The 26,109-nt window shown below is 56.9% G+C and carries 28 protein-coding genes and 1 tRNA gene; 13 read left to right on the forward strand and 16 right to left on the reverse strand.

The window, feature by feature from the left end:
* Window positions 1-195: 195 nt before the first annotated feature.
* The 5 genes from DEA8626_RS07040 to DEA8626_RS07060 all read left to right on the forward strand — a co-directional run bounded on the left by DEA8626_RS07040 (window position 196) and on the right by DEA8626_RS07060 (window position 3,649).
* Window positions 196-1,824, forward strand: coding sequence for a type IV secretory system conjugative DNA transfer family protein (locus DEA8626_RS07040; RefSeq protein ID WP_108852297.1), 1,629 nt, complete (start codon window positions 196-198; stop codon window positions 1,822-1,824).
* On the forward strand, window positions 1,824-2,339 hold the full coding sequence (locus DEA8626_RS07045; RefSeq protein WP_108852298.1) for a J domain-containing protein: 516 nt from the start codon (window positions 1,824-1,826) through the stop codon (window positions 2,337-2,339). Before DEA8626_RS07040 ends, DEA8626_RS07045 begins: the two co-directional genes overlap by 1 nt.
* Before the next feature lie 63 nt (window positions 2,340-2,402).
* The gene (locus DEA8626_RS07050; protein WP_146188843.1) at window positions 2,403-3,125 is read left to right on the forward strand and encodes a vWA domain-containing protein; all 723 of its coding nucleotides are present in this window, start codon (window positions 2,403-2,405) and stop codon (window positions 3,123-3,125) included.
* Window positions 3,126-3,136: 11 nt separating this feature from the next.
* Window positions 3,137-3,379, forward strand: a complete 243-nt coding sequence (locus DEA8626_RS07055; RefSeq protein WP_108852300.1) for a hypothetical protein — start codon at window positions 3,137-3,139, stop codon at window positions 3,377-3,379.
* Between the two features lie 3 nt (window positions 3,380-3,382).
* Window positions 3,383-3,649, forward strand: a complete 267-nt coding sequence (locus tag DEA8626_RS07060) for a hypothetical protein (protein WP_108852301.1) — start codon at window positions 3,383-3,385, stop codon at window positions 3,647-3,649.
* 53 nt (window positions 3,650-3,702) lie between these two features.
* Here DEA8626_RS07060 and DEA8626_RS07065 read toward each other — a convergent pair whose 3' ends face one another.
* From DEA8626_RS07065 to DEA8626_RS07075, 3 genes are all read right to left on the reverse strand, one after another.
* The gene (locus tag DEA8626_RS07065) at window positions 3,703-3,936 is read right to left on the reverse strand and encodes a hypothetical protein (RefSeq protein ID WP_108852302.1); all 234 of its coding nucleotides are present in this window, start codon (window positions 3,934-3,936) and stop codon (window positions 3,703-3,705) included.
* Between the two features lie 253 nt (window positions 3,937-4,189).
* The gene (locus tag DEA8626_RS07070; RefSeq protein WP_219929169.1) at window positions 4,190-4,681 is read right to left on the reverse strand and encodes a response regulator; all 492 of its coding nucleotides are present in this window, start codon (window positions 4,679-4,681) and stop codon (window positions 4,190-4,192) included.
* Window positions 4,682-5,002: 321 nt separating this feature from the next.
* Complete coding sequence (locus DEA8626_RS07075) at window positions 5,003-5,554, reverse strand: GNAT family N-acetyltransferase (RefSeq protein WP_108852304.1); 552 nt, start codon at window positions 5,552-5,554, stop codon at window positions 5,003-5,005.
* Between the two features lie 28 nt (window positions 5,555-5,582).
* On the opposite strand from DEA8626_RS07075, the gene DEA8626_RS07080 reads away from it, so the two are divergent.
* Window positions 5,583-6,089 carry a nuclear transport factor 2 family protein gene (locus DEA8626_RS07080; protein WP_108852305.1) on the forward strand — a complete coding sequence of 169 codons (507 nt, stop codon included), beginning with the start codon at window positions 5,583-5,585 and terminating at the stop codon, window positions 6,087-6,089.
* A 245-nt stretch (window positions 6,090-6,334) separates the two neighbouring features.
* Window positions 6,335-7,546 carry a toll/interleukin-1 receptor domain-containing protein gene (locus DEA8626_RS07085; protein ID WP_108852306.1) on the forward strand — a complete coding sequence of 404 codons (1,212 nt, stop codon included), beginning with the start codon at window positions 6,335-6,337 and terminating at the stop codon, window positions 7,544-7,546.
* 4 nt (window positions 7,547-7,550) lie between these two features.
* Here DEA8626_RS07085 and DEA8626_RS07090 read toward each other — a convergent pair whose 3' ends face one another.
* Window positions 7,551-9,008, reverse strand: a complete 1,458-nt coding sequence (locus DEA8626_RS07090; protein WP_108852307.1) for a nucleotidyl transferase AbiEii/AbiGii toxin family protein — start codon at window positions 9,006-9,008, stop codon at window positions 7,551-7,553.
* A complete protein-coding gene (locus DEA8626_RS07095) occupies window positions 9,001-9,810 on the reverse strand; it encodes a type IV toxin-antitoxin system AbiEi family antitoxin domain-containing protein (RefSeq protein WP_108852308.1) in 810 nt (269 codons plus the stop codon). The genes DEA8626_RS07090 and DEA8626_RS07095 overlap by 8 nt, the downstream gene beginning before the upstream one ends.
* Window positions 9,811-10,273: 463 nt before the next feature.
* Here DEA8626_RS07095 and DEA8626_RS07100 point away from each other — a divergent pair, with 463 nt between their 5' ends.
* Genes DEA8626_RS07100 through DEA8626_RS07110 form a run of 3 tightly spaced genes read left to right on the forward strand, consistent with a single transcriptional unit; the run spans window position 10,274 to window position 12,645 of the window.
* Window positions 10,274-10,615 carry a helix-turn-helix domain-containing protein gene (locus DEA8626_RS07100; protein ID WP_108852309.1) on the forward strand — a complete coding sequence of 114 codons (342 nt, stop codon included), beginning with the start codon at window positions 10,274-10,276 and terminating at the stop codon, window positions 10,613-10,615.
* A complete protein-coding gene (locus tag DEA8626_RS07105; RefSeq protein ID WP_108852310.1) occupies window positions 10,605-11,888 on the forward strand; it encodes a type II toxin-antitoxin system HipA family toxin in 1,284 nt (427 codons plus the stop codon). The genes DEA8626_RS07100 and DEA8626_RS07105 overlap by 11 nt, the downstream gene beginning before the upstream one ends.
* Window positions 11,889-11,895: 7 nt before the next feature.
* Window positions 11,896-12,645: a hypothetical protein gene (locus DEA8626_RS07110; protein WP_108852311.1), complete on the forward strand. Its 750-nt coding sequence runs from the start codon at window positions 11,896-11,898 to the stop codon at window positions 12,643-12,645.
* 14 nt (window positions 12,646-12,659) lie between these two features.
* Here DEA8626_RS07110 and DEA8626_RS07115 read toward each other — a convergent pair whose 3' ends face one another.
* Window positions 12,660-13,649 (reverse strand): ArdC family protein, encoded by a 990-nt coding sequence (locus DEA8626_RS07115; RefSeq protein ID WP_306418095.1) that lies wholly within the window; start codon window positions 13,647-13,649, stop codon window positions 12,660-12,662.
* 152 nt (window positions 13,650-13,801) lie between these two features.
* Here DEA8626_RS07115 and DEA8626_RS07120 point away from each other — a divergent pair, with 152 nt between their 5' ends.
* Complete coding sequence (locus DEA8626_RS07120) at window positions 13,802-14,599, forward strand: hypothetical protein (protein ID WP_146188844.1); 798 nt, start codon at window positions 13,802-13,804, stop codon at window positions 14,597-14,599.
* On the opposite strand, the gene DEA8626_RS07125 is transcribed toward DEA8626_RS07120, so the two are convergent.
* The 8 genes from DEA8626_RS07125 to DEA8626_RS07160 form a co-directional block, all read right to left on the reverse strand.
* Window positions 14,586-15,407, reverse strand: coding sequence for a protein NO VEIN domain-containing protein (locus DEA8626_RS07125; RefSeq protein WP_108852314.1), 822 nt, complete (start codon window positions 15,405-15,407; stop codon window positions 14,586-14,588). The genes DEA8626_RS07120 and DEA8626_RS07125 overlap by 14 nt on opposite strands.
* On the reverse strand, window positions 15,407-17,299 hold the full coding sequence (locus tag DEA8626_RS07130; RefSeq protein WP_108852315.1) for an SNF2-related protein: 1,893 nt from the start codon (window positions 17,297-17,299) through the stop codon (window positions 15,407-15,409). Before DEA8626_RS07130 ends, DEA8626_RS07125 begins: the two co-directional genes overlap by 1 nt.
* The gene (locus DEA8626_RS07135; protein WP_108852316.1) at window positions 17,292-18,674 is read right to left on the reverse strand and encodes a hypothetical protein; all 1,383 of its coding nucleotides are present in this window, start codon (window positions 18,672-18,674) and stop codon (window positions 17,292-17,294) included. Before DEA8626_RS07135 ends, DEA8626_RS07130 begins: the two co-directional genes overlap by 8 nt.
* Window positions 18,675-18,714: 40 nt before the next feature.
* A complete protein-coding gene (locus tag DEA8626_RS07140; RefSeq protein ID WP_108852317.1) occupies window positions 18,715-19,176 on the reverse strand; it encodes a BglII/BstYI family type II restriction endonuclease in 462 nt (153 codons plus the stop codon).
* The gene (locus DEA8626_RS07145) at window positions 19,173-20,048 is read right to left on the reverse strand and encodes a DNA-methyltransferase (protein WP_108852318.1); all 876 of its coding nucleotides are present in this window, start codon (window positions 20,046-20,048) and stop codon (window positions 19,173-19,175) included. Before DEA8626_RS07145 ends, DEA8626_RS07140 begins: the two co-directional genes overlap by 4 nt.
* A 431-nt stretch (window positions 20,049-20,479) precedes the next feature.
* The gene (locus tag DEA8626_RS07150) at window positions 20,480-21,688 is read right to left on the reverse strand and encodes a tyrosine-type recombinase/integrase (protein WP_108852319.1); all 1,209 of its coding nucleotides are present in this window, start codon (window positions 21,686-21,688) and stop codon (window positions 20,480-20,482) included.
* 62 nt (window positions 21,689-21,750) lie between these two features.
* The gene (locus DEA8626_RS07155; protein ID WP_219929170.1) at window positions 21,751-21,990 is read right to left on the reverse strand and encodes a hypothetical protein; all 240 of its coding nucleotides are present in this window, start codon (window positions 21,988-21,990) and stop codon (window positions 21,751-21,753) included.
* A 53-nt stretch (window positions 21,991-22,043) separates the two neighbouring features.
* Complete coding sequence (locus tag DEA8626_RS07160; RefSeq protein ID WP_108852320.1) at window positions 22,044-22,322, reverse strand: hypothetical protein; 279 nt, start codon at window positions 22,320-22,322, stop codon at window positions 22,044-22,046.
* 303 nt (window positions 22,323-22,625) lie between these two features.
* On the opposite strand from DEA8626_RS07160, the gene DEA8626_RS07165 reads away from it, so the two are divergent.
* Together DEA8626_RS07165 and DEA8626_RS07175 are read left to right on the forward strand one after the other, a co-directional pair.
* Entirely contained in the window at window positions 22,626-22,814 is a 189-nt protein-coding gene (locus DEA8626_RS07165) for a hypothetical protein (protein WP_108852321.1), read from the forward strand.
* A 408-nt stretch (window positions 22,815-23,222) separates the two neighbouring features.
* Window positions 23,223-24,767 carry a HEAT repeat domain-containing protein gene (locus DEA8626_RS07175; RefSeq protein ID WP_108852323.1) on the forward strand — a complete coding sequence of 515 codons (1,545 nt, stop codon included), beginning with the start codon at window positions 23,223-23,225 and terminating at the stop codon, window positions 24,765-24,767.
* Between the two features lie 9 nt (window positions 24,768-24,776).
* On the opposite strand, the gene DEA8626_RS07180 is transcribed toward DEA8626_RS07175, so the two are convergent.
* Window positions 24,777-25,883 carry a tyrosine-type recombinase/integrase gene (locus tag DEA8626_RS07180; protein ID WP_108852324.1) on the reverse strand — a complete coding sequence of 369 codons (1,107 nt, stop codon included), beginning with the start codon at window positions 25,881-25,883 and terminating at the stop codon, window positions 24,777-24,779.
* Window positions 25,884-25,987: 104 nt separating this feature from the next.
* A tRNA-Arg gene (locus DEA8626_RS07185) sits at window positions 25,988-26,064 on the reverse strand.
* Between the last annotated feature and the right edge of the window lie 45 nt (window positions 26,065-26,109).

The raw sequence follows: 26,109 nt of genomic DNA on the forward strand, positions 1-26,109 counted from the left end.
CTCCGCAAATACGCGCCTCCATGATCAGAAAGTGAGCATCGCAGGTCAACCCAAAGGAACGGCGTGACCAGCCTGTGATCAGCGCCTCATCAGCCTTGGGCGGGGCGTGACCTGTCCGTGATCTTCAGCGCCAGCCCTGCCGCCGCCAGTTTCTCCATAAGGCCCGCATCGCTGCGGGCAAGCAGGAGAATAGTGATGGACTTCTCGCAAGTAGAAAGCTGGATCATCGCAGGAGCCGCCTTTGTCACAGTGGCTGCGCTGCTGGCCTGGCGCTTTGATGGCAAGAAGGCAGACACGCACGGCGCGGCCCGCTGGTGCACCGTGTGGGAAGCCTTTCGCGCAAAGCTTTTCGGATCGCAGGGGCTTTATGTCGGCGACTGGAAAGGTCGCCTTGCCGTCCGCTACAACGGCGCGCATGCGCTGAGCGTGGGCGTGACCGGCTGCGGCAAGGGTACATCGGCGATCCTGCCCAACCTTCTTGAGCAGAAATTTTTGTTCGTCGTCGATCCCGGCGGCGAAAACACTGCAACCGCCTGCAAGGCATGGCGGCGCGGAGGCATGAACTTTCGGTGCATCAATCCGTTCGCCATGTTCACCGAAGCCCCCTATGCGCTGCCCGCGCACGGTTTCAATCCGCTTGCGGCGATCGATCCCGCCGCCCCGAGCTTTGCCGCCGATGCGCTGCTCATCGCAGAAATGCTGACACCGCGTCAGGCGAACGAAGGCGGCAATACTTCCTACTTCAAGGACGCCGCGACCAGCGCGAAGCGCGCGATGATCGTCCATATCAAGACGAGCGAACCGGCAGAGCGCCAGAATATCGGCACGCTCTATGACTATGCCTACGCGGATGCCGATGGCTGGGATGCGCTGATTGCCGCGATGAAGGCCAATCCTGCCTGCGGGAGGCTGACCGCCTTTGAAGCGAACAGGCTGGAGCGGACCGAGGCACAGTCCCCCGAAGAGTTTTCGGCGATTATGTCCACGATCCAGCAGGACCTTGCCTTTCTTGCCGATCCGCAGGTGCGGGTAACGCTGAGCGGCAATGATGTTGACTTTGGCATGCTCAAGGGCACCGGCGCGGGCCGTAAGGGCGCTGTCATCAGTGTCGTCATGCCACTACAATATATCGAGAGCCATGCGGCGATCACGCGGCTTGCGATGGCCTGCGCGGTCCTGACGCTTCAGCGCAAGCCCTACGCGCGGCACAAAGTGCTCTTTCTCATCGACGAAGCGGCGGCTCTTGGGCAGATCAAGCGGCTTGCCACCTGGCTTGCAACTTTGCGCAAGTACAATGTGCGCTTCTGGACGATCTGGCAGAGCCTTGCCCAGGTCTACGGCATCTATGGTAACGACTGGCAGGCGATTGTTAGCAACTGCGAGCTTTTGCAGGTGCTTGGCGTCGGGGATCACTACTCGGCAAGAATCCTGAGCCAGATGATCGGCCAGAGCACGATCAAGACCGAGACCAGGAACGCCCGCGGTGAAATCTCGGTCTCGCATACAGCAAGGCCGCTGATCATGCCGGAAGAGCTGCTGCGTACCGCTGGCGGCGAGCAGATTGTCCTGATGGGCAGGATGTGGCCGCTGGTCCTGAAGAAAACGCCCTACTGGAAGCAGCCGCGCTTTCGCGGACGCTATCACAACAACCCGTACTTAATTCGCCGGACGCCTGATCCGAACAGTTTCGATGAGCTCGCTTCGCTGTGGGGCCGCATCTATTACATGCTGGCCTGGTGGATGGCCCCGCACCCGCTGGCCGCCTGCATGATCACCGCCGCTCTGGGTCTTGGCCTGTGGCATCTGTTCGGCGGAGCGGTGTGATGGACACGCTGTTTGGCATCATTGTGATCTGGCTGATCTTTTGCTTCGTCATCGCAGAGTTCGGCCCGATCATCATCGAGCTCATCGGTTACCTGCTGTGCTTTCTGATCGAATGCATCGTGATCGCGCTGCTGGCGATATTAAAGGGCGTGTTCTTCGTTCTTGGCTGGCTGTTCTTCCGGATCGTCATCGCGCCGCTACGCTTCATTCTGCACGTCATGAAATCCGCAATTCTTCTGGGCTGGTTTCTGATCGTTGAGCTCGCGCGCGGTCCGCCGTCAGAAGAAGACGATGAGGACGACGTAGATCCCGATGAGCCAGAAGACATTGACGCAGCCTACGGCGCGGCCTGCGCGCTCCTTGGCTTCGATCCGGATGGCACGCCGGACGGGTTGAAGCGCGCCTACCGCGCAATGATCAGGCGCGCCCATCCCGATGCGGGCGGCAGCGCCGCGCAGACTATTGCGGTCAATGAGGCGCGGGAGCTCATCAGGGGTTTTCGCGGCTGGAACTAGGCGGCGCCCCCCCGCGTGACCAGCTCGTGATCTTCCGGAAATCTCCGCCTGATCCGATGTTGGATGCAGCAACGCAAGACAAATACGGGAGCACGCAAATGGCAAAACTACCGGCCAAAACCAGACAGAAAAAGCCGCGCTCAGCTTTTTGCGCGTGCGATACAGCGCCTGCGCTCACATGGTGAAGCACGGCTTGCGGCGAAGATCGGCTTCGTCATCGATGCGACAGGCAGTCGATCGGCAACTTGGGAAGAAGCACAAATAATTCAGGCCCGAATGTTCGAGTCACTGGCGGGATCGCCCTCGACGAAACTGCGGATCGTCTATTTCGGCGGCGGAGAGGTCTCCGATCTCGGATGGGAACAAAGTGCCGATATCGTAGCGCGGCGCATGGCCGAAGTGAGCTGCAGGCCGGGCTTTACAGACATCCTTCCCTCTTTGGCCCGGTTCCTGGAAAAGGACGAAGCCGGGCCCGCATCAGCGATCATCCTGATCGGTGATGCGTATGAAGAGGGGCCGGGGGACGTCGAGCCGCTCGCGCAACAGCTGAAGTCCGCCGGTATCAAAGTCTTCGCCTTCCTCGAAGGAGAAGGTACGGAAGCGGCGCGGGCCTTCTCAGCCTTTGCCGAAATCACGGATGGCAAGTTTGCCCGGTTCGGAGACGAGTTGCCGCTTTCCGATCTTTGTGAGGGCGTCGCGCTTCTGACGAGCGGCGGGAGCAAGGGCGTCAAACGCATCCGGAACAAGAACGTGCGGCTGCTGCTGAGCGGTCCGCCGAACAAATAAGGAGAATTGTGATGGCGCAGATCGTGATCGACCTAAGCGACAAAGACATGGAAACCATGACTGGCCTCGCGCAGGCGAATGGTTTCGAAAGCGCGGCAGCCTGGATCGATGAGCTGTTACGCCAGCACCTTGCACAGGAATTTCGCAACAGGCGATGGCGCGTAGAGGACCGCCCGAAGGAAGATTTGAGCCCGACATTCGTGACCGATCCCGGCGGCGGGGTCTGGCACGAAGACGACTACCCGGGAGACTGAGCCATGCCCCTTGTGACTTTTCATCTGGACTATCGGGCGCTTGGCTTTGCCGTAGAGCAAGCCGAGCGCTGCGAGATCAAGAGCGCCGAAGCCTATCTTCAGGCGCTGCTCAATGGCGCGCTCAATCACGAGATGGCGCGCGAAAAGGATGCGGAAGATTTGCCGCAGCTCCTGCCCGCGCTGGTCATCCATCCGCGCCATGTGCGCGGTGATGATGGCAGGACAAGAAAAATCGGGATCCCGCCCGTCGATGGTGACATCCCGCTCTAGCAGTACAGCCGGTCGGCGAAACCGACCGGCTGCGGCGTGGGTTAGGAGAGCGCTTATTCAGCGCTCTCTTCTTCTTCGATCATCTTGGGATCGTATTCCCGCAGGACGACGCGGCCAGCGGCGACGGGGACCAGATCGAGCTGCAGGGTGAAGCCGCGTTCGTCTTTGTGATCCCAAGCGGCTCCGATGCGGGTCCAGGGAGCGTTCTCGCGATCGGGAACATGGTAGGCGATCATGGCCGGGGCTTTGGCTTCGGGGGTTTGCTGTTTTTTGTTCGTGCGTTTCATTGGTCTTCTCCTTTTCAAGGTTTCTTCGTTTCAAGATGACCTGCACCGCACGTCAGGGCGTGTCAGGCGGCGTGCACCGCCACGGCGGGGAACTGGCAACACGGGAGCGTAGCGAATGGAGCGGGCAGCCGGTTGCATGACGCCGCGCCCTGCGTAAGCGTCATGGCTTATTGAAACGAAACCTTGGGAAGAGCCGAGAAGACCGACAGCACGAATACAAACCGAAAACACAGATCAAAGGAATCGATTAGTGCTAATTGTCGGCTTCCCGTCGGAGCGGTCCATTATATCCCGCATCGGTCTTGCGCCGTCTGTCAGGTCCAAAGTAGTCGCTGCAATCAATAAAATCTCTCGGCCTGTTGATGACATATGCAAGGCGTTTTGCCAGATCGTTTGCAGAGAACGGCTTGACCATGAACTCGGTAATGCCTGAATCGCGAGCCTCAGAAACGCGCTCGATCGCACTGTATCCAGTGACCAGGATAACCGGCACCATGCGATTGGGTGACATCTGATCATTTCTGATTACTCTGGTGAGCTCGATCCCGTTTACCGGAGCCATATGCCAGTCCGCGAGGACAATGTCGGGATTGCATCTTTTGAATTTCTCGTAGCCTGTCTGACCGTCAGCGGCTGAATAGATGGTGCCGACCCCCATCGTGTCGAGGATGGACTCGACCATTCTCCGCAACGGTGCGGTATCTTCAACGACGAGCACTGATAAGTTTCTAAAATCAAACGGCACACAAAGCTCCTGATCATTCAAAATCACAAGCCCGACGAGTCGGCGGCTGCGTGGCCCAATACCGGCGATTCACTTGCCAGCACGCGTGTGACGCCGTTGCTCGTCGGGCCTTTTGTCAGGCCGAGCCAATTCTTGGCTGACCCGAAACAGAATTACTCTTTCATTATAACACTTTGAGCAAGATGCGGGCAACGAGAGAGCGATGCTGTCCATAGACGTTCTCTCGTCTTGACCGGACGCCGTCCCCGCCGGTTCGCAACCAGAACTTTCGAAAATGGACAGTGGAGACGGCTTAGAAGCGCTCAGCACAAAGGCAGTGTGCTAGGCGGTCTCGGCATGCGCCATTGCAGGGTTGTTCAAGCTGTAGGCGATGGCCCCGCTTTCAGCGTGGTCACACTCGCAACGTGAAAACCCGAGACGCGCGAGCAACCGATGTGATCGCTGATTGCCCGGATCGGCACTTGACGGGACATACTCCCAGCCGAGAACTTGGAATGCGTGATCAAGAATTGCGCTTGATGCTTCAAAGGCAATGCCCTTCCCCCACTGTGAGGAAGAAAGTCCGAAGAGCAGTTCCGGAAGCGGGTCCTGTTCGAACGGCCATAGGCCGCAGAAGCCAAGAAGCGCGGCATCGCCGCGCTGGCGGATCGTCCAAAGACCGCACTCTTGACCGGCGAACAGTTTCTGACTGCGCTGAACAATCTCGCGCGTTTCGGCGAGGGTAAGCACACGGTGGTCCCAAAGATATTCCCGCACCTCGGGCGTCGTCCAGATCGCGTGCAGATCATCGGCATCGGACATCATTAGCGGTGTGAGCCGGAGTCGTTCTGTCTCCATCTCGCCGCTTGTAGTATTCTTTTGTTGCCGGGCCATCGCGCCTCGTTATCCGGAGGAACAGGAAATGTTTAAACTCTTCTGCGCAGCAACCGCTTGTGCGCTCATCAATTTTAGCGCAGGCGTCGCGCTCGCTCAAACTGACATTCAGGATATCAACAGCGTCTTTGCTGCCTTCGGGCTCAACCCCGAGGACTACAATGAGGATGAACGCCAAGTTCTGAGACTTGAGATGGTCGAATGCCTGATGCTCAAGGACGGCAATAGCGAGGAATGGGGAAAATCCATCGACCCGGAAGGTGTCTCGGTCGACTCTTCCGGCTATCACTCGATCGCCGATGTGCGCGAGACGGTTCTGAGCGATGGTTTCCAGCTTATGAGCGCAACACTTGAGGACCCGCGCTTCAAAGCAGTCGGGGATGACGTGCTCATCCTGACCTACCTGACCGCTTCGGAAGTCCTGCTTATGGGAGAAACCCACTCCGGTGACACCATTAACACGACCGTGTATGCGAATAACGGCGATGGCTGGCTGGCCGTCTATCACCACAGTGGCGGTTACGACCGGCAATAGACTCTGAAGAAAATCAGGCTGGTAGCCTTCGCCGAGCGCGAGGGATCGAAGCCGCAGGGCCGAGACCGTGAAAAGCGGTCTTGGTCTACCAGAGCCCAGTCCTGAACGCAGGACGCGCAATGCACGAAAACGACGAAACACAGAACACGAGGCTGGATTTCCGTGCATAACCTCCGGGCGATATCTTGTGGTCCGCCGCCAGAAGGCTAGATTATTTGGTAGAAGCGGCGCATGGAAGCGGGCAGATGATACATTTCGAGTTGAATGGAAAACGGATTCGTCCCGGCAATATCGGCGATGCGATCATGCAGGCCGTACTGGAAAGCCTTGAAGCACAAATCAGGGAGAAGGTCGGCGCGGTACGCGACCCGCAGACCGGCGAGTTCCCGACGGTGGTTGTGCGCGGCGATGACCTGGATAACCTGCAATTCCATGTCGAGGGCTCACCGGAAGTGATTGCACTCGTCCGCGAACGCCTTGGCCTTGAGAGCGAAGATGAGGAGATGCAGGACCGGCAAACCGATGGACCGCCGCGCGCCTTTCTGTCCTATGCCTCGGACGATTCCGAGCTGGCCGAGCGAATTGCGCACAAGCTTCAGTCAAGCGGGATTGAGACCTGGTGGGACCGCTGGTGCATCCGTACCGGCGACAGCCTTCGCCAGAAGATCGATGAAGGTCTCGGCGAATGCACACATTTCCTTGTTCTGCTGACCCCGCAATCAGTTGGAAAGCCGTGGGTCAATCAGGAGATGGATGCCGGTCTTGTTCGCAGGCTCAGGAATGAATGCAGCTTCATGCCGGTGCGCTACAAGCTGGCGGCATTGGATCTGCCGCCGCTGCTTTCCGGCATGCACGCGCCGGAGATCAAGGCTGATGAGGACATCACGCAGCTTATCAATGATATCCACGGGATCAGCCGCAAGCCCCGGCTCGGCCCATCACCGCACGCTCAGGCGGCGGATGCAGCGACACAGACCGGCTACTCGGCGGCGGCCAACACTGTTGCGCGTTACTTTGTTGAAAACACCAAGTATGGCCGTTTCGCCGATCCGATGATCGACGTTGAACCGCTGGCTGAAGCGAGCGGCCTGACGATCGATGATACCAGGGACGCGCTCTATGAGCTTTCCGGCTTCTTCAAGGACACCAAGATTCATGCCCTGGTGAAGGCATCGCTGTTCACGGAATTCGACCGCCACTGGAAACCTTGGGACCCGCGCGAGGATGCCCTGAAACTCGCGGCAGACGTCATGAATGACGATGATTTCCCTGCCGAAAGTAAGGCGATCGCGGAGCTGTACGGCTGGGAACCGCGCAGGCTCAATCCTGCGGCCACGTACCTGTTCGAGCGGGATATGCTCGTTGACTACAAAGTGATCGGCAATCGTGAATTCGAGCTGCACCGCATCGTCGGCAAACCGGATGAACTAAGACGTTTTCTCAAAAGCAGGCGCTAAGGCTTTAATATTTCGTATCAACCAGAAATCCCATGCGACCGCCGCACGGGAACCCGCCGGGGGCCTTGTGCTTGTTCAGCCGCCCGTCCATCGTCTTGCGATTAAACTTCTTCCCGCACATGCCGCACTGATAGACATAGGTCGGACCCGAGCTGAAACTGCTGGTCGTTCGCACGGCGCGGCGCGGCGCGCGTGCCGGACGCACCGGTGTCGCGCCCCAGCCCCCACCCGCGCTATCGCCGGACCGCCGCTCGATCTGCGGAATAGAAACCGGCCCGCTCGGCGTCAGCTCCACGTCATAACGCGGCGCAAAAGTCTGGTTTGTTGTGCGCGCGCCCTGAATCCGGTCCACGCGGTAGCTGCGATGGCCGTCGCTGTCGATATTCCAGGCATGCAGGATAATGTTGTTTTCGCTCGTGCGCCGCAGCGAGTATGGTTCGATCAAACGGGATCTGCGCCGTCCGCGCTCATCCATGTAATCAAGCTCGACGCACAGACGGTTGGCTGCTGCAAAGCGAATGACCTCAAGATGGCTTTGTGCTCGTCCGCCGACCGGAATACGCAGGGTGCGCTCGCGAATGACCGTCTCGCCCCGTCCAAGCTGGTAGGCAGCAGGTGCCGGTGCCGCAGCGCCGCCAAGCAGCCAATCGAAGAAGGCCGGAAGCGCGTCCCAGAACGACTCGACCGGCGGCAGCGACGGCAACTGATGTTCGAGCATCTGGCCCCATGCGCCTACGAGATCGCCGCGGTGCGCTGCAAGATCACCAAGCTTCGGGACCTGTATCCCTTTAAACTCGCATTTCTGGCGCAGCACATCGAGCAACACAGCAGCGGCGGGCCGCGCCTCAGTGTTGCGAAAGAGGTTAATGACATCATAGAGATCGCGCGGTCTGGTACGCTCGGCAAGCGCCCTCACCTTCTCGCCGAACGCTTCTTCATAGGCGTAAGCCAATACAGTGAAGCCGCCATCCGGCGCATCACTGTATGGATGGAAGATCGGCATCTGCACAGGCGGAAGCACCAGCCGCTCATCTGCAGTCAGATCGAGTTTGATGCGCGGCGGTGAGCGCGGCGATACCGGCCCGCGATAGGCCAGCTTGCCCTGGCAGCTGATAGACCCGCGCGGGTTGGTGAAGATATCAAATCGCTGCAGGTCGGCTGGGAATTCAAGACCGCATTGTTCGTAAATCCATTCTGCGATTTCGCCGAACACGCGCCGAAGAAAGGCCTCATCGAGCTGGGATTCGTCTTTCAGCGTGAAGTCGAGATCTTCGGAGAACCGGTAAGTCTCGAAATAGCATTTCTTAAGACATGTCCCGCCCTTGAAGACCCAGCTCGGCGCAAGCTCGGGGTGCGCATATATTCCCGCAAGCGCCCAGCCAAGCGCATAGTCCTTTTCGACGACATGCGGTGTGAGGCTCAGCGTTGCCGCGAGATCAAGGATTTCGCGGCGATCAATCATGTTTTTCCTGCGCCCAGCTTTCCGGCACCCTGAGCCGCCAGCGCGTAACAAGACGCGGACAGGAAAGGGACGGGTCGAGTTTGGCATGACCCTTGGTCAGGTGCCGCGCCGCTTCGCGCGCTATATAGCGCCCCTTCTCATGACGCTCGGCCAGAAAACCGAGCCTTTTGAATATCGCGCCGTTGCCGTTCTTCAAGGCGTATTCAATGAGCGCGCGGGGATCGGCGTCCTTGCGCTGGAGATAGTTCGCAAAGCATTCCGAGACATGCTGAATGCCGCCGCCGACAGTGGGATCGGCCAGCATATCGATGATCGTGCGGTGGACATCGGACACGGCAACCCGCGTATGACCGCGCCACACCGTCTTGGTGCCGAAGATCAGCTCTTCCTTGATATGCCGCAGCGTGAAGATCGCACCCTGGCGTTCAACAGTGCGGCTGGGTATCGCGCGGGCGGTGTAGACCAGCACATCGCGGAATATCTGTTCGGTCAAATCCCAGTGCTCTGCTGCGGTCCGGCCTCCGATGTAGCAGGGACTGAACAGCGTCGGCACCAGAATCCACGGGTCCTGCACGACCTGGCGCGCTTCGAGAAGATCAAGCTGGACGGGAACATAGGCTCCGGCTCCGACGCGGCGCAACCAGCCCTGCTCCGTCCAGCGTGAGAGAAGCTTGGCCGCCTGTGTTCGTGTAATATCAAGGGCTTGAACGGCGTCTTCAATGCGCACGACATCGCCCGCCGCCTGAATAACGGCAGATAGGCGCGCGCGGCCTCGCGGCAGTGATGTTCGCGAATCGTTCATACTATAACATAATAACATAAATTCGCGAAAAACAGGAATTTAATGTAGATTTGTATATCCACACTATAGTTGCTCACATACCGGGAATTTCATTAATTTCGCGAATTTTATATAATACGATGTACCAAGCGTGCTGCTAGCTGGCGACGTTCAAAGCCCCCTGCACAAGAACAGGCTGCTGCATGGCCAAAACCACGCAAAGCTAGGACTCGACCGCCCCGGCTTCAACAGGAGAGCATTGTAGGACGTGCCGGATTTACCTGCAGAAGGTATCAGAAAACGTTACTTTGCGCTTGCGGATCGGGATTCTACTCGCCAGATGCTTTCAGCAGCGCCTTTACTGCCATATATAGCCGTCAAATGCATTTAACGTGCTATATAAGGCATATGAGTTGACTGAGACATCAATATTGTGTATGCTTTAGAAAGCACTTTAAAAACGATAAGAGGTTATACAAAGCAGATGGCGAGAAAGAACCTTCTTGTGGAAGCCCCGCCCTACGAAGTCGAACAGGCAATCGATAGCCTGGGTCGGAACCTGCGCACGGCAAGGCTCCGGCGCAACATGACGATCGAGCAGGTCGCCGAAAAGATCGGCACGGGTCCGCGCGCCGTCATGGATGCGGAGAAAGGCAAGCTGGCAACCGGCATGGCTGTCTACGCCGCCTTGCTTTGGGCCTATGACTTGCTACGGCCTTTTCGTGACCTTGCCGATCCCCTAACCGACAGAGAGGGGCTTGCGCTCGATCAGCTAAGCGGCCGTGAACGCGCCCGAAGCGGCAAAGGGCTCGACAATGACTTCTAAGTCCGGAGCGACCGAGTGCTTTGTCTACATTACGCTGTCCGGGACAAACAGTTTCGTAACTGCCGGACGCTTCGTACTGGAGCCGGACTGGACAGGGGTGCCGGTCGGGCGCTTCGTCTACGGAAAAAGCTACCTGGACAACCCAGACGCCGTCCCGATTGACCCGATCGAACTCAAACTTGCAGGTATAACTTACCAGACCACGGCCCTCAAAGGCGTCTTCGGAGCCTTGCGCGATGCCGGGCCGGACTATTGGGGGCGACGCGTCATCGAAAAACATGCAGGGCTGCCCCAGCTCGGTGAGATCGACTACCTGCTCTATGCGCCCGATGACCGGGCCGGCGCGCTCGGGTTCGGTCTGGGGCCAAAGCCGCCTGCCCCGCAGAGAAAGTTCAACAAGACGCTCGATCTGGAAAAACTGATCCGGCTCGCAGATGCGATTATCGCAGATGAAGAAGTGCCGGACGGCCCCGAGGCCGGACAGGTGGAAGACCTGATGTTGATCGGCACATCGATGGGCGGTGCCCGTCCCAAGGCCGTCGTCGAAGACGAGGACGGCCTGTGGATCGCTAAATTCAACAGGCCTGATGACAAATGGAACTATGCACGTGTCGAACACGCGATGCTGGAGCTTGCGCGCGCCAGCAACGTCCAAACGGCGCAAAGCCGCATCGTCACTGTGGCGGGACGCGATGTGCTTCTCGTCAAGCGCTTTGACCGAGAGCAAAGCGACAAAGGATATTTGCGCGCCCGCATGATGAGCGGGCTCACAATCCTGCGGACCGAGGACACCCACCAACATCGTGAACGCTGGTCATATGTGCTGCTGGCGGAAGAGTTGCGGCGCATCAGCTCACAGCCGAAGGACGACGCCGCAGAACTGTTCAGACGTATGGTATTCAACTCGCTGATCTCGAACACCGACGATCATCCGCGCAACCATGCGGTGATCGCCAGGGACAAGGACTGGAAGCTCTCGCCTGCCTACGACCTGACACCTTCAATGCCGATCAGCCTGGAGAGGCGCGACCTCGCCATGACGTGCGGTGACTTCGGACGCTACGCAAACGCAGAGAACATGCTCTCGCAATGCGCGCGCTTCCACCTCAAGCCCGAGGAGGCGGCTGCGATCATCGACGCGATGGAGGAGCGGGTCAAAGAAACCTGGTACGAAACCGCCCGCCGCGAAGGCGTCCCCGAAATAGACTGCGAGACAATCAGCACGGCTTTTGCCTATCCCGGTTTCCGGCTAGAGCTCCAGAAAAACCAATAGGCCAACCATGTTCGACGAAAAAATCCCGTCAACCTTCCTGCAGTACGCAACCAGGATCCTAGGTGATACTAAACGCGGCTTGACCGGGCGTGTCATCATCGACGAGACCGCAGCTTACGCCGCTGAATATGATGTACAACTGCCCCACCCCATGTACCCGCCTGAATCGTCGAGCAAGCGCCAGGCGTTGCTCGAAAACCTGATGGCGTTCGACGGCCCGCAGCAGTATCGCATCATCAAGGAGCTGTGCGATCACAGCTCGTTTTCGCCTGTCCCAAACAAGGACAGGCAAGAACTCAAGATCAGGCTTGTCACCCGCTATCCACAATTCGCGGGCGGTGCGCCCGCCTCGGACATCAACGAGACGCTGATCGAAGAAACGCGGCATTGGTTGGATGGTCAAAAAACTGCGCTGGAATCATACAACAGCGCCCTGCAAAAATACGAAGCAGGCATTTTTCATCGAAACCTGCTGGATGATCTGCGCCTTGCTCTTGAGCTGCTGCTCAATGAGCTGCTGGGCAACAACAAATCATTGGAAAATCAACTGCCTGCACTTGGCAACTTCATAAAAGACAGTGGTGGTTCAAAAGAACTAGCTAATATGTTCCAGAAGCTGGTCGAGTACTATGCAAAGTATCAGAACAGCTACGCGAAACACGATTCTGCGGTCATCGAGGAAGAGATTGAGTTCATATTCGAAATCACCTCGTCCTTCATGAAACACCTCGTGCGTCTGAGCACAGAGGAGACATGACGGAAAAGGGCCGCCTACGCGGCGGCCCGATCAGCTTTCTGTAAGTCATGAAGGTAATCGGCAGCGCGCTGCGCGTGCGCGGCGGCGCTGAAAATCGCGCGCTTGTCGTCTTTGAGCACCTTCAGCCACGAGCCGATATAAGCAGCATGATCATCACGGTCTTCGAGCACGAGCCCGAGATCGGCACAGAGGAACGCTGCGCCAAGCTCGGCGACGAGTTCTTCGCGGGCATAGCCTTCATCGCCGAAGCGCTTGCGCCCGAAGCTCCGATCAAGCCGGTCTTCATGACGAGTCCAGTGAACACTTTCGTGCGCAAGCGTCGCGTAAAATCGCTGCGCATCAACAAAGGTCTCAAAGGCAGGCATCTGGATATGGTCGGTATCGATCCGGTAGTAGGCAGAATTCCCGCCGGTCTCGATCTGTGCACCGGTCGCCGCGAAGAACGCCTCGGCCTTCGCATCGCGCTCATCGGGATTCTGCTCACCCGCAGCGATCGCGTAGTAATGCGCGGGCAGGCCTTCGATCTGATCAACGTTGAAGACGGTATAGCCCTTCATGAAGGGGATGGTGACATCAACATCGTCTCCGGAAGCCTCATCAACTTCAGTCTTGACGATGGTATTGGCGTAGACGACGGGCGAGCCCTTCTCGCCCTTGCGGACGTGCCCGCCAAGTTCACGCGCCTGCTTGAAGGTCATCCAGATCGGGGCGGCAAATCCGCGCTCCATCGCAGATGCCCAGAGGGTCAGAACGTTGATCCCGCTATAGCCTTCGCCATTGAACCGAAGAGGCCGAGAAACCGGTCCTGCGGCATGGGCGGCGTTCCAGGGCTGGGTCCAGGGCTTCACACCAATTTCCAGTGCCGAGGCGATCTGATCGGTGATGCGGCTGTAGATGTCCTGGCGCGGTGTTTTGGTCGTAGACATGATATTCTCCTTTCGCTGTAAGTCCTTGAGGACGCGAAAGAAGATGGCCGGTGGCACGAGCCGGACGGTCACCGCCACGACAGAATGAGGGGGCGGGTTACGGGCAACACGGGAATGAAATGAACGGAGCGGGCAACCCGTTGACCGGGACGGCGCGACCGGCCAGACAAAGCGTCCACACCTCAAGGACAAAAGCGAAAAGGAGAACAGCACCGGCAACGAATACCGGCATGGCAATCCATCCGCCCAAGCGGTATCGAGCGGACAGGCAAGGCAAGGAAGGTGTGATGGCAGGCGAGTATTCACCGGCGGTAAAGCTGCTCAGCGCGCAAATGGAGGCCCGCGAAAAGGTTCGCATTGCATGGAAAAGGGATGCAGGCGATCTGATCGATGCGCACCAGTTCGCCTTGAGCGCGGTCTACGCCATGATCGACCGGTTTTCCGGGCGGCGCTTTGACAAGCAGCCTGCGGCCATTGAAGGGCGCATGAGCCTGACGGCACAGTTTATCCAGGGCGTTGATATCTGTGAAACATCGATTTCAGAGGGGCTGTATTCGCAGGCAGCCGCCCTGCTCAAACAGCAGCTCGAAACGATCGCGGCCATCGATGAATTTGAAAATGACCGCCGCAAGGACGGCAAAACGCCGAACATCGGTAAGGGCATTACCGCAGGCTTCGGTCCGATCTATGGCGATCTGAACGGGATTGCGCATGTCTCGCGGCACGAGCTCGCGCGCCAGCTCATCACCGTTGAAAACGGCGATATCTGCGCGCCCAGCCTGATCCCGCAATATAACCGCGATCATGCGCGGTTCCTTTACGGGTATCATGTCTATTTCATCGTCGAGATCGGCAGGCAGACCGCGCGCATTTTTGAAGAGATATTCGGCAAAGGCTTCTCCAAAGAAGAATCCGAGCTGAATATCCTCGCCATGATGGTCCTGCTCAGGGAAAAGGTGATCGAGCTTCCGTCCGAGGTAAAAAAGCGCTTTCCGAACATCGATTTCGACAAACCTATAAGGGCTTGAGCGTTACCGCGACATCCTGCCAGGAGCCCTCGCCGCGATCCTGCGGAATATGCGGCTCCATCGCAGTAGCGGGAACTTCCTGCAAAGCACGCGCAGGTAACCGCCAGACGTGAAAGACCGTGCGCGAGGCAGCACTCGCAGCGTTTTTCCACTCGCCGCGCGTGAGGATAATCGTATCCGAAAGCGTGCTCTTGACCTCAATGAGGCGGGTTACGATCTGGCCCGCATCCAGATCGTAAGAAAGAATGTCATAGCCAAGCCCGTTATCTTCGAGCGCCATCCATTTAGGCTCACGCGCAATGCCAAGACCGGCAAGGCGCGCGCGTTCATGCTCTAAAGACAAGCGCTCGGCCAGGCGGGCGCGTTCCATCTTTTCCTGATCGGCGGTCCCGCGCATCAGTGCGGCGATCTTGTCCCACCAAATGATCGCATCATCGTCAGGCGTGTTACTAAAAAGCCCCGCCTCGCGAAAACACTGGACTTCATTGGCTGTGAGGGCGGCACGCACATACTCCCTGCCCCTCGGCACGGTTCGCAGCCATGTAGGCTGGGAAAGCCGCACCCATTCATAAACAAAGAGCCGCAGCCCTGACCTGGTCTGATCCCACGGCAGATCGGGATCAAAGGATTCAAAGAGCGCCGTTGCGCCATGAAAATCAAGGTCCGCCGCGCCGGATCGCAGCTTGCGCAGACTGCCGAGCGCATCAGCAAGAGAAAGCGATGGATGGGCCGCGCTGTATTCGCGCAGTTCAATAAAGGCGAGGAACGCCGCCATTGAAAAACAGCGCTCCAGACCCGGCGCTGCCATCAGATACCTTCGTCTTCGCTGTAGCTCGCGCGGCCTTCAAGCTCTTCGATCAAATCGATCAGGTCCGCAGGCTCGATATCGTAGTCGATGGGCTCTTCAGATTCCTCTTCATCGAGCGCGATCTGGTGCAGGTCGGTATCATCGAGCAGTTGCTGCATGGCCCGTAGCTTTGTTGCAAGGCGGCGGCTGACCGAGTGATCGACGCATCCGAGCCCTTTAGGGGCCATTGTCTGGAAGATGTGGACATGGGTCTGCGTGCCCTCGGGCAGACCGAGGCGATGAATACGGTCGATCGACTGCAAGTAGTGTGTCGAGTTGTAAGAGCGGTCGAGATAGATGGCATCGTGACAGACATGGTGCAGGCTGATGCCTTCGCCTGCCGCCGCCGGATTGGCGATAAAACTCATGCAGGTAGGGTCTTCGTGGAAGCGGCGCAGCCGCCCTTCGCGCGTTGAAGGATCGGTAGGATCACCGGACGGCACCGCGCCATAGACGGTTACCGGGTTAAGATCGGCAAGCATGCGCTCCAGCTGCTCGATCGTATCGGTGAATATGCTCCAGATAACGGTTTTGCGGCCTTCGGCTGCGAGTGTGCGGGCAAGATCGCGGACCTCGATCATCTTGGGCGACGGGCCGTCATCGAGCACCTGCTGCGCGATCCCGGAATCAACATGCGGCGCATCGCGTGTCATCGCATTAAGCGCGAGTACCGGATTGGCGGAAAGCTGCAGCAGGCGCATCACAGAGCGCCGCGCTCTGACAATATCAACGCCGCTGCCCGAGCGCAGGGAGCTCAGATCGCGCAAGGCTTCGCTGCGCACGATCGCGTAAAGAGCGCTTTGCCCCCTGCCCATACCGACCGGTCTGAAGTGCCGCGTGACCGGGGGCAGGCCAAGATCCTGCTTTGTCGTCCTGACGTACAGATTGCCGATGACATCGCGCGGCGTGCGCCCGGCGGCGATCTGCAGGCCAAGCCCTGTGCCGGGCCACAAAAAATCGAGCTGCGAGCGCAGATCATTGGGCGATTGCGGCATCGGCGTTCCGCTCAGAATATCGCGGCGGACCGGAAGCGAGGCGGCATTCAGCAGGACGACCCCGCGCTTGACCGCAAGCCCGCCTTTCATGCGGTGCGACTCATCAAGCACGAGATGCACCGGATGTTGGGAAAGATATGTGGCGAACAGATCCGGGATCGACAGAAGCTGCTCATAGTTGATGACAAACCGGTTGGCACCGGAGAGCAGGCCGCGCCGAACCGCGTCCGCGCCGCCCGTCAAGATGGTGAAAGGCTCCTTCACCCACTCCGACGCATCATCAGCGATACACTCGGCAACGACCTCGCTCCAGGCGGTAAAGGCACTCTTGGGACCGATGACGATGAGCTTTTGCCCTTCCTGCTTTGTCAGCAGGTGAAGCGCGAAGGTCACCGTCGTCTTGCCCGCGCCGGGAACCGAGAAGTTGGCACCGTTCTGCAGGGAAAGAAGCCGCTTGAGATCGCGAATCTGAAAATCACGAAGCGCGCGCCTGGTAAAACCGATCGCCTTGAGCCGCCCCGTGATTTCACTTTCCTCAAGCGATGGCGGCGGCGCGGCCTGCGCAGCTTTGACAGTCTTGAACTGCGCAACGAATTTGTCGATTTCTGTCTTGGCAGCCGGGCTGGGTTTGAAGCGGAATCCGCGCTTTTTTTGAAGCGGTGCAAACTCGCGGATTAGTGAGAGCACACCGGGCCAGGGCAAGGTAATGCCCGTTTCCGAAAAGCTGTAATCATCCTTGGCGGCGGCAGATTGCCGGATACGATCCCAGAGCGCGCTTCCCTGATCGCCCTCGATGGTCAGTGTCCCGGCAAGCCTCCCCGCATCATAGTCAACCCGGATCGGTGTCGGCTCACTCATCGCTGCTGCCGTCGCCGCCTGCGGCGCTGCCCGCCTTAAAGGGCGCAAGCGCTGCTTCAAGCGCCGCCACCCTGTCCTTGACGGCAGAAAGCTGCGCCTCAATAGCGCCGTATGTGCCTGTATCGGCCTTGGAAAGATCGACGCTCATCAGCTTGCTGTTGGCGGCCTGGATTGCCTTAAGGGCCTGCTGGCCGATCGCATCCTCGCGGCCCTGCTCCCAGATCGAATCGCAGACTTCGATTAGTTCGCTTGCCGTCGCATCACGCTGCGAGAGATCATCAAACGCCTCGATGAAGGCATCGAGCGAAACCTGATCATCGTCGTCATCATCGCCAAGATCGATATCGAGATCATCATCACCGTCATCGTCATCGCTATCATCGCCGTCATCGTCACCGTCGTGGTCGGCGGGGTCGGACTTCGGGCTCAGATCGATCGAAAGACGATCGCTCAGAGCCGTGATGACTTCATCGGTCTTCTTGTCGAAGCTGAAATTATAGTCGTAGATCCGGCGCTTAAGATCCCCTGAATTCGACACAAGTGCCCATGCAATCCGCCGCTTGGCTTCCAGCGCATCGCCTTCGATACCATCGAGCGCTTTAGCCAAATCGTTGAAGAACTGCTCTGCGTCTTCGACAAGCTGGTATTCGCCGGGCTCGCGCAGCCAGTCCTTGAGATAGATATCAACCTCGGTGAGCGCGCGGGCCATGCGCTCCACGTCCTTTTTCTTCTTTTTCATCAGATCGGCGACATAATCGGCCTTCTTGCCGCCACCGATCATTTCCTGGATGGCGATGGATTCATCAATCCAGCCATAGGGCAATTTCGTCTCGGGCCGCATTTGAAGCCGTACTTCGATCTCGCGGATTTCTTCCGGCGTCACGCTGGCAGGAAGCACGGCGCAGTCCACGTGCGAGAAGTGCTTGAATTCACCGGGGCGCTCGGCAAAGAGCTCGCGCATGGCAGCAAGACGGCGGTTGCCGTTTACAACGACGCCGCGGTCAGTGATCAAAAGCGGCTCGCGCTGCTCTTCGGTTTCCAGCTCTGTCATGATCGGAGAGACCGATGTCGAGCGCCCCTGCCTGGCAAAGTAGGTCAGAATGTCGTGCTGCGCCTGCTGCGCCGACTCGTTCTCCTGCCCTGCGCTAAAGAAATCATCGGCGACCTTGCGGTCATGGATGTATTTGAGCTGCGACGTGCGCGTGCGGTAGTTCGCCATACGGTAAATCGGCACCGTGATATCGAGCCGGACCACCGGCAGCTCTGTACGCTTGTTCTGGTATTCGTAGAAGGTGTGTTTTTCTTTGGAGGCTTTTGCGGCATCACCAATCAGGGTCTGGCGCTCGTGCGGCACTTTCGTATTGGTCTTGTACATGGGTCTCTCGCGCTGCGGGCGTTTGATTTAATGCGGGCGGTTATTCAAAAGCGATCAGCATTATGGGAAGGGTGATGATACGATCGAAGATGTTAAGCTCATTCCAGATGCGCTCGTCATTGGCGATATTGCTGCCGATTTTCACTGCAGCCGCCTTGGTCGGAACGGCAAGGATCGCGCTTTCGATTTCGCGCTTTATATAAAGATGCTGAAGCTTTATCAGATCGTAGGCATAGCGGCTGATATTGCCGGTCTGCAACTGAAAGGCGAGATCGCCCTTGCGGGCAAAGACAGTGAGATCGACCTCGGCGTCAATGCGTACGTTGAAGGCCCAGCCGTCGGTCTCAAGCTCGCCCTTCACATGGTCGCGGATCACAGTTGTCGAAACCTCGCCAACCTTGATCTTCGGTGCTTCAAAGATGTCCGTTGCCCATTCGTAGAGATCGCGCTCTTGCCAGAGATCGACCCCGTTATGGTGCGAGTAAGTCGCATCGAGCTTCATGTAGCACAGCCCTTTGTTGGAGGCTCATAGACAGGCTTGTTCATCGGACGAGTGCGCAGCGTACCGGCACGCAGCTCGTGGATCCGCTCCCACGCCGTATCGATGTATTTTTTCTCAAGATCGCAGCCGTAGGCCGAGCGATCATGCTTCAGAGCGGCAATCGCCGAAGACCCAACGCCGACATACGGATCAAGGACACTATCGCCCTCATTTGTGAGACCGAGAACAAGACGTTCGACAAGGCCGACCGGAAACTGACAGGGATGGTCGGCCTTTTCGACATGGTTATTCTTGACGTTGGGGATTTCCCAGACATCCGAGGGGTTCTTGCCGAGCGGATTGCTGGAGAGCTGTCCCTTGTTCGGCCCCTTGAAGTGTTTCTTGTTCGGATATTTGGACGGCACCCGGATTGGATCGAGGTTGAAGACATAATCGTCGGTCTTGGTGAACCACAGGATCGTCTCATGGCGGCCAGACAGACGCTTGGAGCAGTGCAGGCCGTGCCCGAAGGTCCAGACAATCCGGTTGCGCAGCCGCAGGCCGTGGTTCTTGAACAGATCATACAGGATGATGTCGAGCGGGAAGACCTCGCCGTTATCAACGTGGTTGCCGACCTGCCAGCAGATCGAACCTGACGGGTGCAGGACGCGCACGGCCTGGGCGATGCACGCGGCCTGCTCTTCGATATAGCAGTCCAGCGAGGTGCGGCGCTCATATTCCTTGCCGATATTGTAGGGCGGTGAGGTGACGATGAGCTGCATGGACTCATCATCAAGACGGCGCATGTATTTGAGATTGTTCTCACAAACAACATTGGCCTGGGCATCAACAGGGAGCCGGGAGATACGTTCAAGTGCTGCAGTCCGGGTCATCAGGCCAAGTTCCGCGATAGATCAGATACAGGACGCAGCCGCAGGCGAACCCGTGCTCGCCGGGCAGTTCTACATCCGTAGCCGCAGTTTGCATAACAAAGGACTAATTGTGAAGGGGGTACGCAAGATAAAGCAGACTGAAGAGCCCGTATCACGAGATACTGTGAGCATAACAAACTGTCGCGGGCCGGGAGCAGCCACGTGGCAGATTTGCCACAAACTTGCCACAAGGAATCCCAGAGAGATTCAGAGAACGGCGGATTCATGCGGGTTACAGCGGGGCGAGGATTTGTGGCAAAAACGGCCCCGAAGGGCCATTTCTTAACGTAATCATCTGCTAAATTATTGATTTTGTTATGGTCGGAGTGGAGGGATTCGAACCCCCGGCCCTCTGCTCCCAAAGCAATAAAAGTCGCAGATTTATGCGCATCTTAGGTGTTTTTTGCCACAGATTTGCCACAACTTTCGTCGCTCAGATATCGAAGTATACCACCCTCCTCGTCAATTTCATCAATTTCCTTCCTTCTGATAATGTGGCCGTATACATCGAATGTCATCTTAATATTTTCGTGTCCCATTACAGACTGAATAAACTTTAAACTTTTCTTTTGCTCTATCAACATTGAAGCAAAGAAGTGCCGTAGCGAGTATGGTCTGTAACGTCGTATCAATTTGACCGATTTGCCATCGCGTCTCTCACTGACCATGCCTGCTTCATCCATCAGCTTGTGAAATCCGCGTCGTACATAGACGTTGTATCTTTGAAAATCACCTTCTCGCCGAGTAGGAAAGGCAAAGCCTCCACAATTGTCATGTTTAGAGGCATAGTGGCGGACCATATCGAGCGTGGCATCACCAACGGGAATATAGCGTCGCCCGGCTTTAGTCTTCGGCGGTCCTATTCGATTGCTGCGGTCGAGTGCCTGAACGACCCGGACGCCACGCTCGTCAATCGCCGCAACTGGGAGAACGAGGTACTCCTGGGGGCGCATTCCGCTGTCCGCCGCGAGATAGATCATAGGCCTGTACCGCTCCCATGCGGCTGCAATTTCGTTGTTTTTCGAATTCGCCAGACGATCCGCCGCCCGTAGTATCTCTTGCATGTCTTCAAGTGTAGGGATACTCACCGGCTCCTTGTGACGCGCACTTGTTCTGAGCGTCACATTCTCTGCCGGGTCTGCTGAGATATAGCCGCGACGCTTCATCTCGATGAGAACGGAATGAAAAGAAGACATGACCTTCTGCCCCTGATCAGGTGTACAGTTGCGTTTGAGCCAGGACCGAAAGGCAATGACGTCTGGCTCTTCAACTTCGCATAACTGCTTGTCCCAGTTGAATTTCTTCATTGTTCTCGCGCGCCAACGGTAATTCTCAAGGGTGGCTGGGGAAACAGGTTCACGCTCGTCGCGTCCCTCTTTCTCACAGACGTCCAGCCAAAAATCGATCGCATCACCAACAGACGTGACGCCGCTTTCCCGATTCTGGCACGACAGTTTAGTGTTCCCACCTTCCAAGAAAGCGCGCGCCTCCTTCTGGGTGCTGAATGTTTTGTAGGCATAACCCGATTTTGTGGCGCTGCTCGGATAACGGACCTGGTAGGTCGTTCCCTTCGCGCCTGTTCTTTTTCTTATGTCAGACATTGCAAATCCACCGATCTCCAATCACTCGTTAAACAAATTTTCTGAAATAGGATAATAAGTTATCAGAAGCGCGTATTGTTTTCAGCTTCTATTTGCGCTTCGCGGTAGATACGCACAAGCGTGCCTTTTTCAATCTTCAGCTTGCCGTCTACCGGATCGACGAAAAAGGGAAGCTTACGCGTTCCTGCCGCGTCTTTCTCGGCGGCGCGCTGCATCTGGCGCTCGTTGACCTGGACGCCCATGTCGGCCAGTACCTGCCGCGCCTCGGTGATGTTGATGTAAGTCGGTGTTGGGAACTTCATGGCGGTATCGCTCCTTTCAGGATCGCCGTGATACGCACAGTCCCGCGCACCGCTCAAAGCTCGTAGTCTTTGCAGGCGGGACGGTAATGGTGCGTATTCATGTAGTTGATGCGACCACCACCGGGTCTTCGAACACGTAGCTCTTCGCCATACTCATTGGTGACGTAGAGCTTGAGCCGCGTGTTCTTCACGTAGCGTACATTGTAGATGTCACGAAGGGCTGCCAGGTCTTCAAGAAGGGCATCGCGTAGCTCTTCGATGCTGATGACACCGAGCTGCCGGTAGGCAACAAGCAGGCCTTCGGACCCGGTCGGGTCCTTGCGGGTACTCATAGCGATCAATCTTTAAATGATTTAACAAATCCGCTGCTTAAGCAGTTCTCCTTATACTTTCATTTTATCAATTCCGGCGCTCTCCCGTCAAACTTTCGAACCACTGCGTTTCTTGCTGGAAGCGGGATAGCGGCGACTCACGATACCATCTCCACCTGCCAAACGGCATGTTCAACCTTTCCCCTTTCTCCCTCCTTGCCTGATCGGCCTTCCGCCCATCAGCGGGCCTTTCCCTACTGATTGTGGGTGTGGGCGGGCAAGAAAGGCCGTGATGGGAACGGCCTCCAGACAAAGGAGAGGACAATGCGAAAAGTCTTCACACAAGCCGCCCTGGCAGGCCGCAGCGTTACCGAGCTTCGCGCGCTGTTTGCCGCCGTCCAGCAAGAGCTGGTTAGAAGCGAGGCGGGATCGAAAGAATGCCGTGATGCGCTTGCCAGCCTTGATAACATCAGCTGCGCGATCAAACACCGTCTGCGCGGTCCCGGCTTCTAGCCCTTCGCCCCGCGGCCAAAATCAGGCTGCGGGGCTTTTTCTTGTTCGGGAAGATCGCGGCGTGACCAGATCGTGAGCTTCAAGCAAGCAGGTGCCGAAGTCATATCATACTCATGACCGGAGACAGACATACGGAGCGCAGCATCAAGCTGTTGCTCGACTACCCTGCGGCGGCAAATGCACTATCAATGTCGCGCGGGGCGCTCCGTGATCTAGTCTATAAGGGCCGCGGCCCTGTCGTCACGAAGATCGGCAACCGGACATTCTTCGCTGTTAGCGACCTTGAAACTTTCGTCGACGCACATCGCGAATGCCCACAATCTACCAACCGGACCTGACCAAACTGGCGTTTGACCATGTTCAACGGTAGCATCTCTCGCAGCGAGAGAGTATCCGGAGGACTTCATTATGGCCGAACACGCGTTTATCTCCTATGTACGGGAAGACAGCGCAATCGTTGACCGACTTGCAACCGAACTTCGGTCAAATGGTGTTATCGTCTGGCTTGATAGGGACGACATACTTCCCGGGCATTTTTGGAAAGACGCGATTAAGAAGGCGATATCCGAGGGAGGCTATTTTATTGCCTGTTTCTCTCAAGAATTGCAAAGCCGCGAAGAAACGTACATGCATGGCGAATTGCGCCTTGCAATCGATCGGTTGCGAGGCATGCCTCGCGAAAGAACTTGGTTCATACCTGTATTACTTAACAAAACAGAAATCCCCAATCATCCAATTTCCGATTTCGAAAATTTATCTGAAATAAACTTTATTGAATTGTATGACAACTGGGATGAATCAATTGTAAAATTGCTTACCTCAATGGGCATAACAGACACCGATGCAAAGTCTGTAAGACAGATTGCCAATCTAATAAAAATCGATCCTAATCAGAAGAAACACGCGATTCGGAGTTTGATGGAAATCCTGAAAACTAATGGGGACGATACGTCAATAAAATATGCTCTACTTTCGAAGAGCGCAAAAGTACGCGATGCAGCGCTAAGATATTTAACGGAGCAGGGGCGCGGGAAGAAAGAGGCGATCGAGCTTTTAAAAACGATTATGTCTGATGTCGCAAGCTGCCAACTAGAAGAATTGAGTGATCAAGAACTTCGAGAAGAACTTCAAATTATTGAGGAGTTCTGCAATCTAGCAGATGGCTTTGTACCGCGTTTGGCATCGATCGCAGAACAATCTACGTCAGAGAGTATTACAGGCGCATTATTGAGCACTATCTCGAATGTTGGAACTATCGAAAGTAACTCTATCACATACCTTTCGAGATTTCTGCAAAACACTTCACCGTATGTAAAGGACTGTGCGATATTCTCGGTATCTCGGTTTGGAAGACTAGCAGATAAGGTCTGCTCAGAGATATCAGCGGCCACCGGAGACGTTCAAATAAGAGAGAGTACTGCATATGCGATCGGTGAGCTATTCTCCGGCAAAGCGTATCAAATATCACGGTTGAAAGAACTACTTCGTGATGAGAACGGGGAAGTTCGCAGGGCGGCACTGCATGCAGTAGTTCGCATTCATAAACATTACGTGGTTTCTGAGAAATTCTTGAATGAAGTTCGCACGTGCCTAAGAGATGAGAATGTAAAGGTTGTTTCGGAGGCGCTTGAAGCACTTTATTATGGTCGGTGCGTCTCAGTTGACGAACTAGAGACACTCATAAATCTGCTCTCCAGTGATGATGAAAAAATAAGGTGCGACGCATGTGATCTTATTTCAATGCTTGGCCCTGAGGCGGCACCAGCAACATCTGCATTACTTTCCAATCTTTCGCATGAAAACCGGAATGTTGTCCGTGCGGCCATCAATGTATTAGGCTCGATAGGTCCCGATGCGTCGGAAGCGAGTGAACGCCTTATTGAACTGATTATGGACAATGATCGGGAAATCGCTCGGGCTTCTGTTCTTGCGCTCGGTAGTATTGGCGCGTAGCGTTTCGAGCTAACGCTTTTTGCCTTCTGAACCCGACTCGTCGCTTCTCAGGTTATCTTTCAGCTTCCTTTTTTCCAACTTCGCAAGTTCATCAGCCAGATGGTCGGGGCGTAGATTGGCATAGCGCTTCAGGCTTTTCGGGTCTTTGTGGCCGCTCAGCGTCATAACGGTAGTATCCGACCAGCCCGCCTCGAACAGCGAAGACACGCGCTCGTGGCGCGTATCGTGAAAGCGGAAATGCTCCAGCCCCGCCTTCTTACGCGCGCGGTTGAAAGCCTGCCGAAAGGCGTTCGGAGTCATCGGAAAGACGCGTCCATCTACACTGCGGGGCATTGACTGCAGCACTGCGATCGCGCGCGGCGAAAGCGGCACAGTGTGATCAATCACCTTGTCCGGATTGCGGCTATTCTTCACGCCGCGGAAAATCAGCTTGCGCCCGGCAAGATCAACGTCCTTCCATTCAAGGCTCAGAAGGCTGCCCCGCCGTCCGCCGGTTTCAAAACCGAGTTCGACGAACGGGCGCAGCCAGGGATTTCGGACTTCACCGCAGGCTTCGAGTAGACGTGCTATCTCTTCACGGGTCAGCCTGACATCGCGCTCGTCATTGACGGCGGGCCGCGCCACGTCGTCAGTGTTCAGTGGATTGATGAGCAGTCCAAGGCGACGCTTGCGATAATCGATCACGCGTTTGAGCAGGGTCAGTTCCCGTTTGACCGTACCTGCGGACAGGGGCTTGCCGCTGCGATTGGTGTGGGCAAGACGGCGGTCGCGATAGGCCTCGAAATGCTCGGGGGTCAGATTGGCCACCGCATAGGCGCACAACTCGCCTTCCTCGCGCAGGAAGCGCTCAAGCCGCGAGCGCTCGGCGATGCGCGAGCCTTCACCTGGGCGCTTGTCGGTTACGTCGCGAAGATAGAGCCCGATCAGTTCGCCAAACGTGGTGCGCTGGCTTGGCGTGCGATCGACGAAGTGACCGGCGGCCATTTCGCTCTCGATACGGTGCGCCCAGTCTTCGGCCAGTTTTTTGGTTTTGAAGGTGCCGGAGCGCGCAGGCCAGCCCTTGCGGCGAATCTTCACCTGCCACTGGCCGTTTGCGCGTTTGGTGATGGACGCCATGCCGGATAACCACCCGAGTGTCCCAAAATTGTCCCAAACAGCATACAGCACAACGCGCTCAAACCCAAGCTGAGCGCTAAATACCAGTGATTATTGGCAGATTTTGGCGCACCCGAGAGGATTCGAACCTCTGGCCTCTGCCTTCGGAGGGCAGCGCTCTATCCAGCTGAGCTACGGGTGCGTCGGGGCGAGCTATAGGGCAAAGGCCATGCTCTCGCAATCGGTT

It is taken from the genome of Defluviimonas aquaemixtae (genome assembly GCF_900302475.1).
Lineage (GTDB): Bacteria > Pseudomonadota > Alphaproteobacteria > Rhodobacterales > Rhodobacteraceae > Albidovulum > Albidovulum aquaemixtae.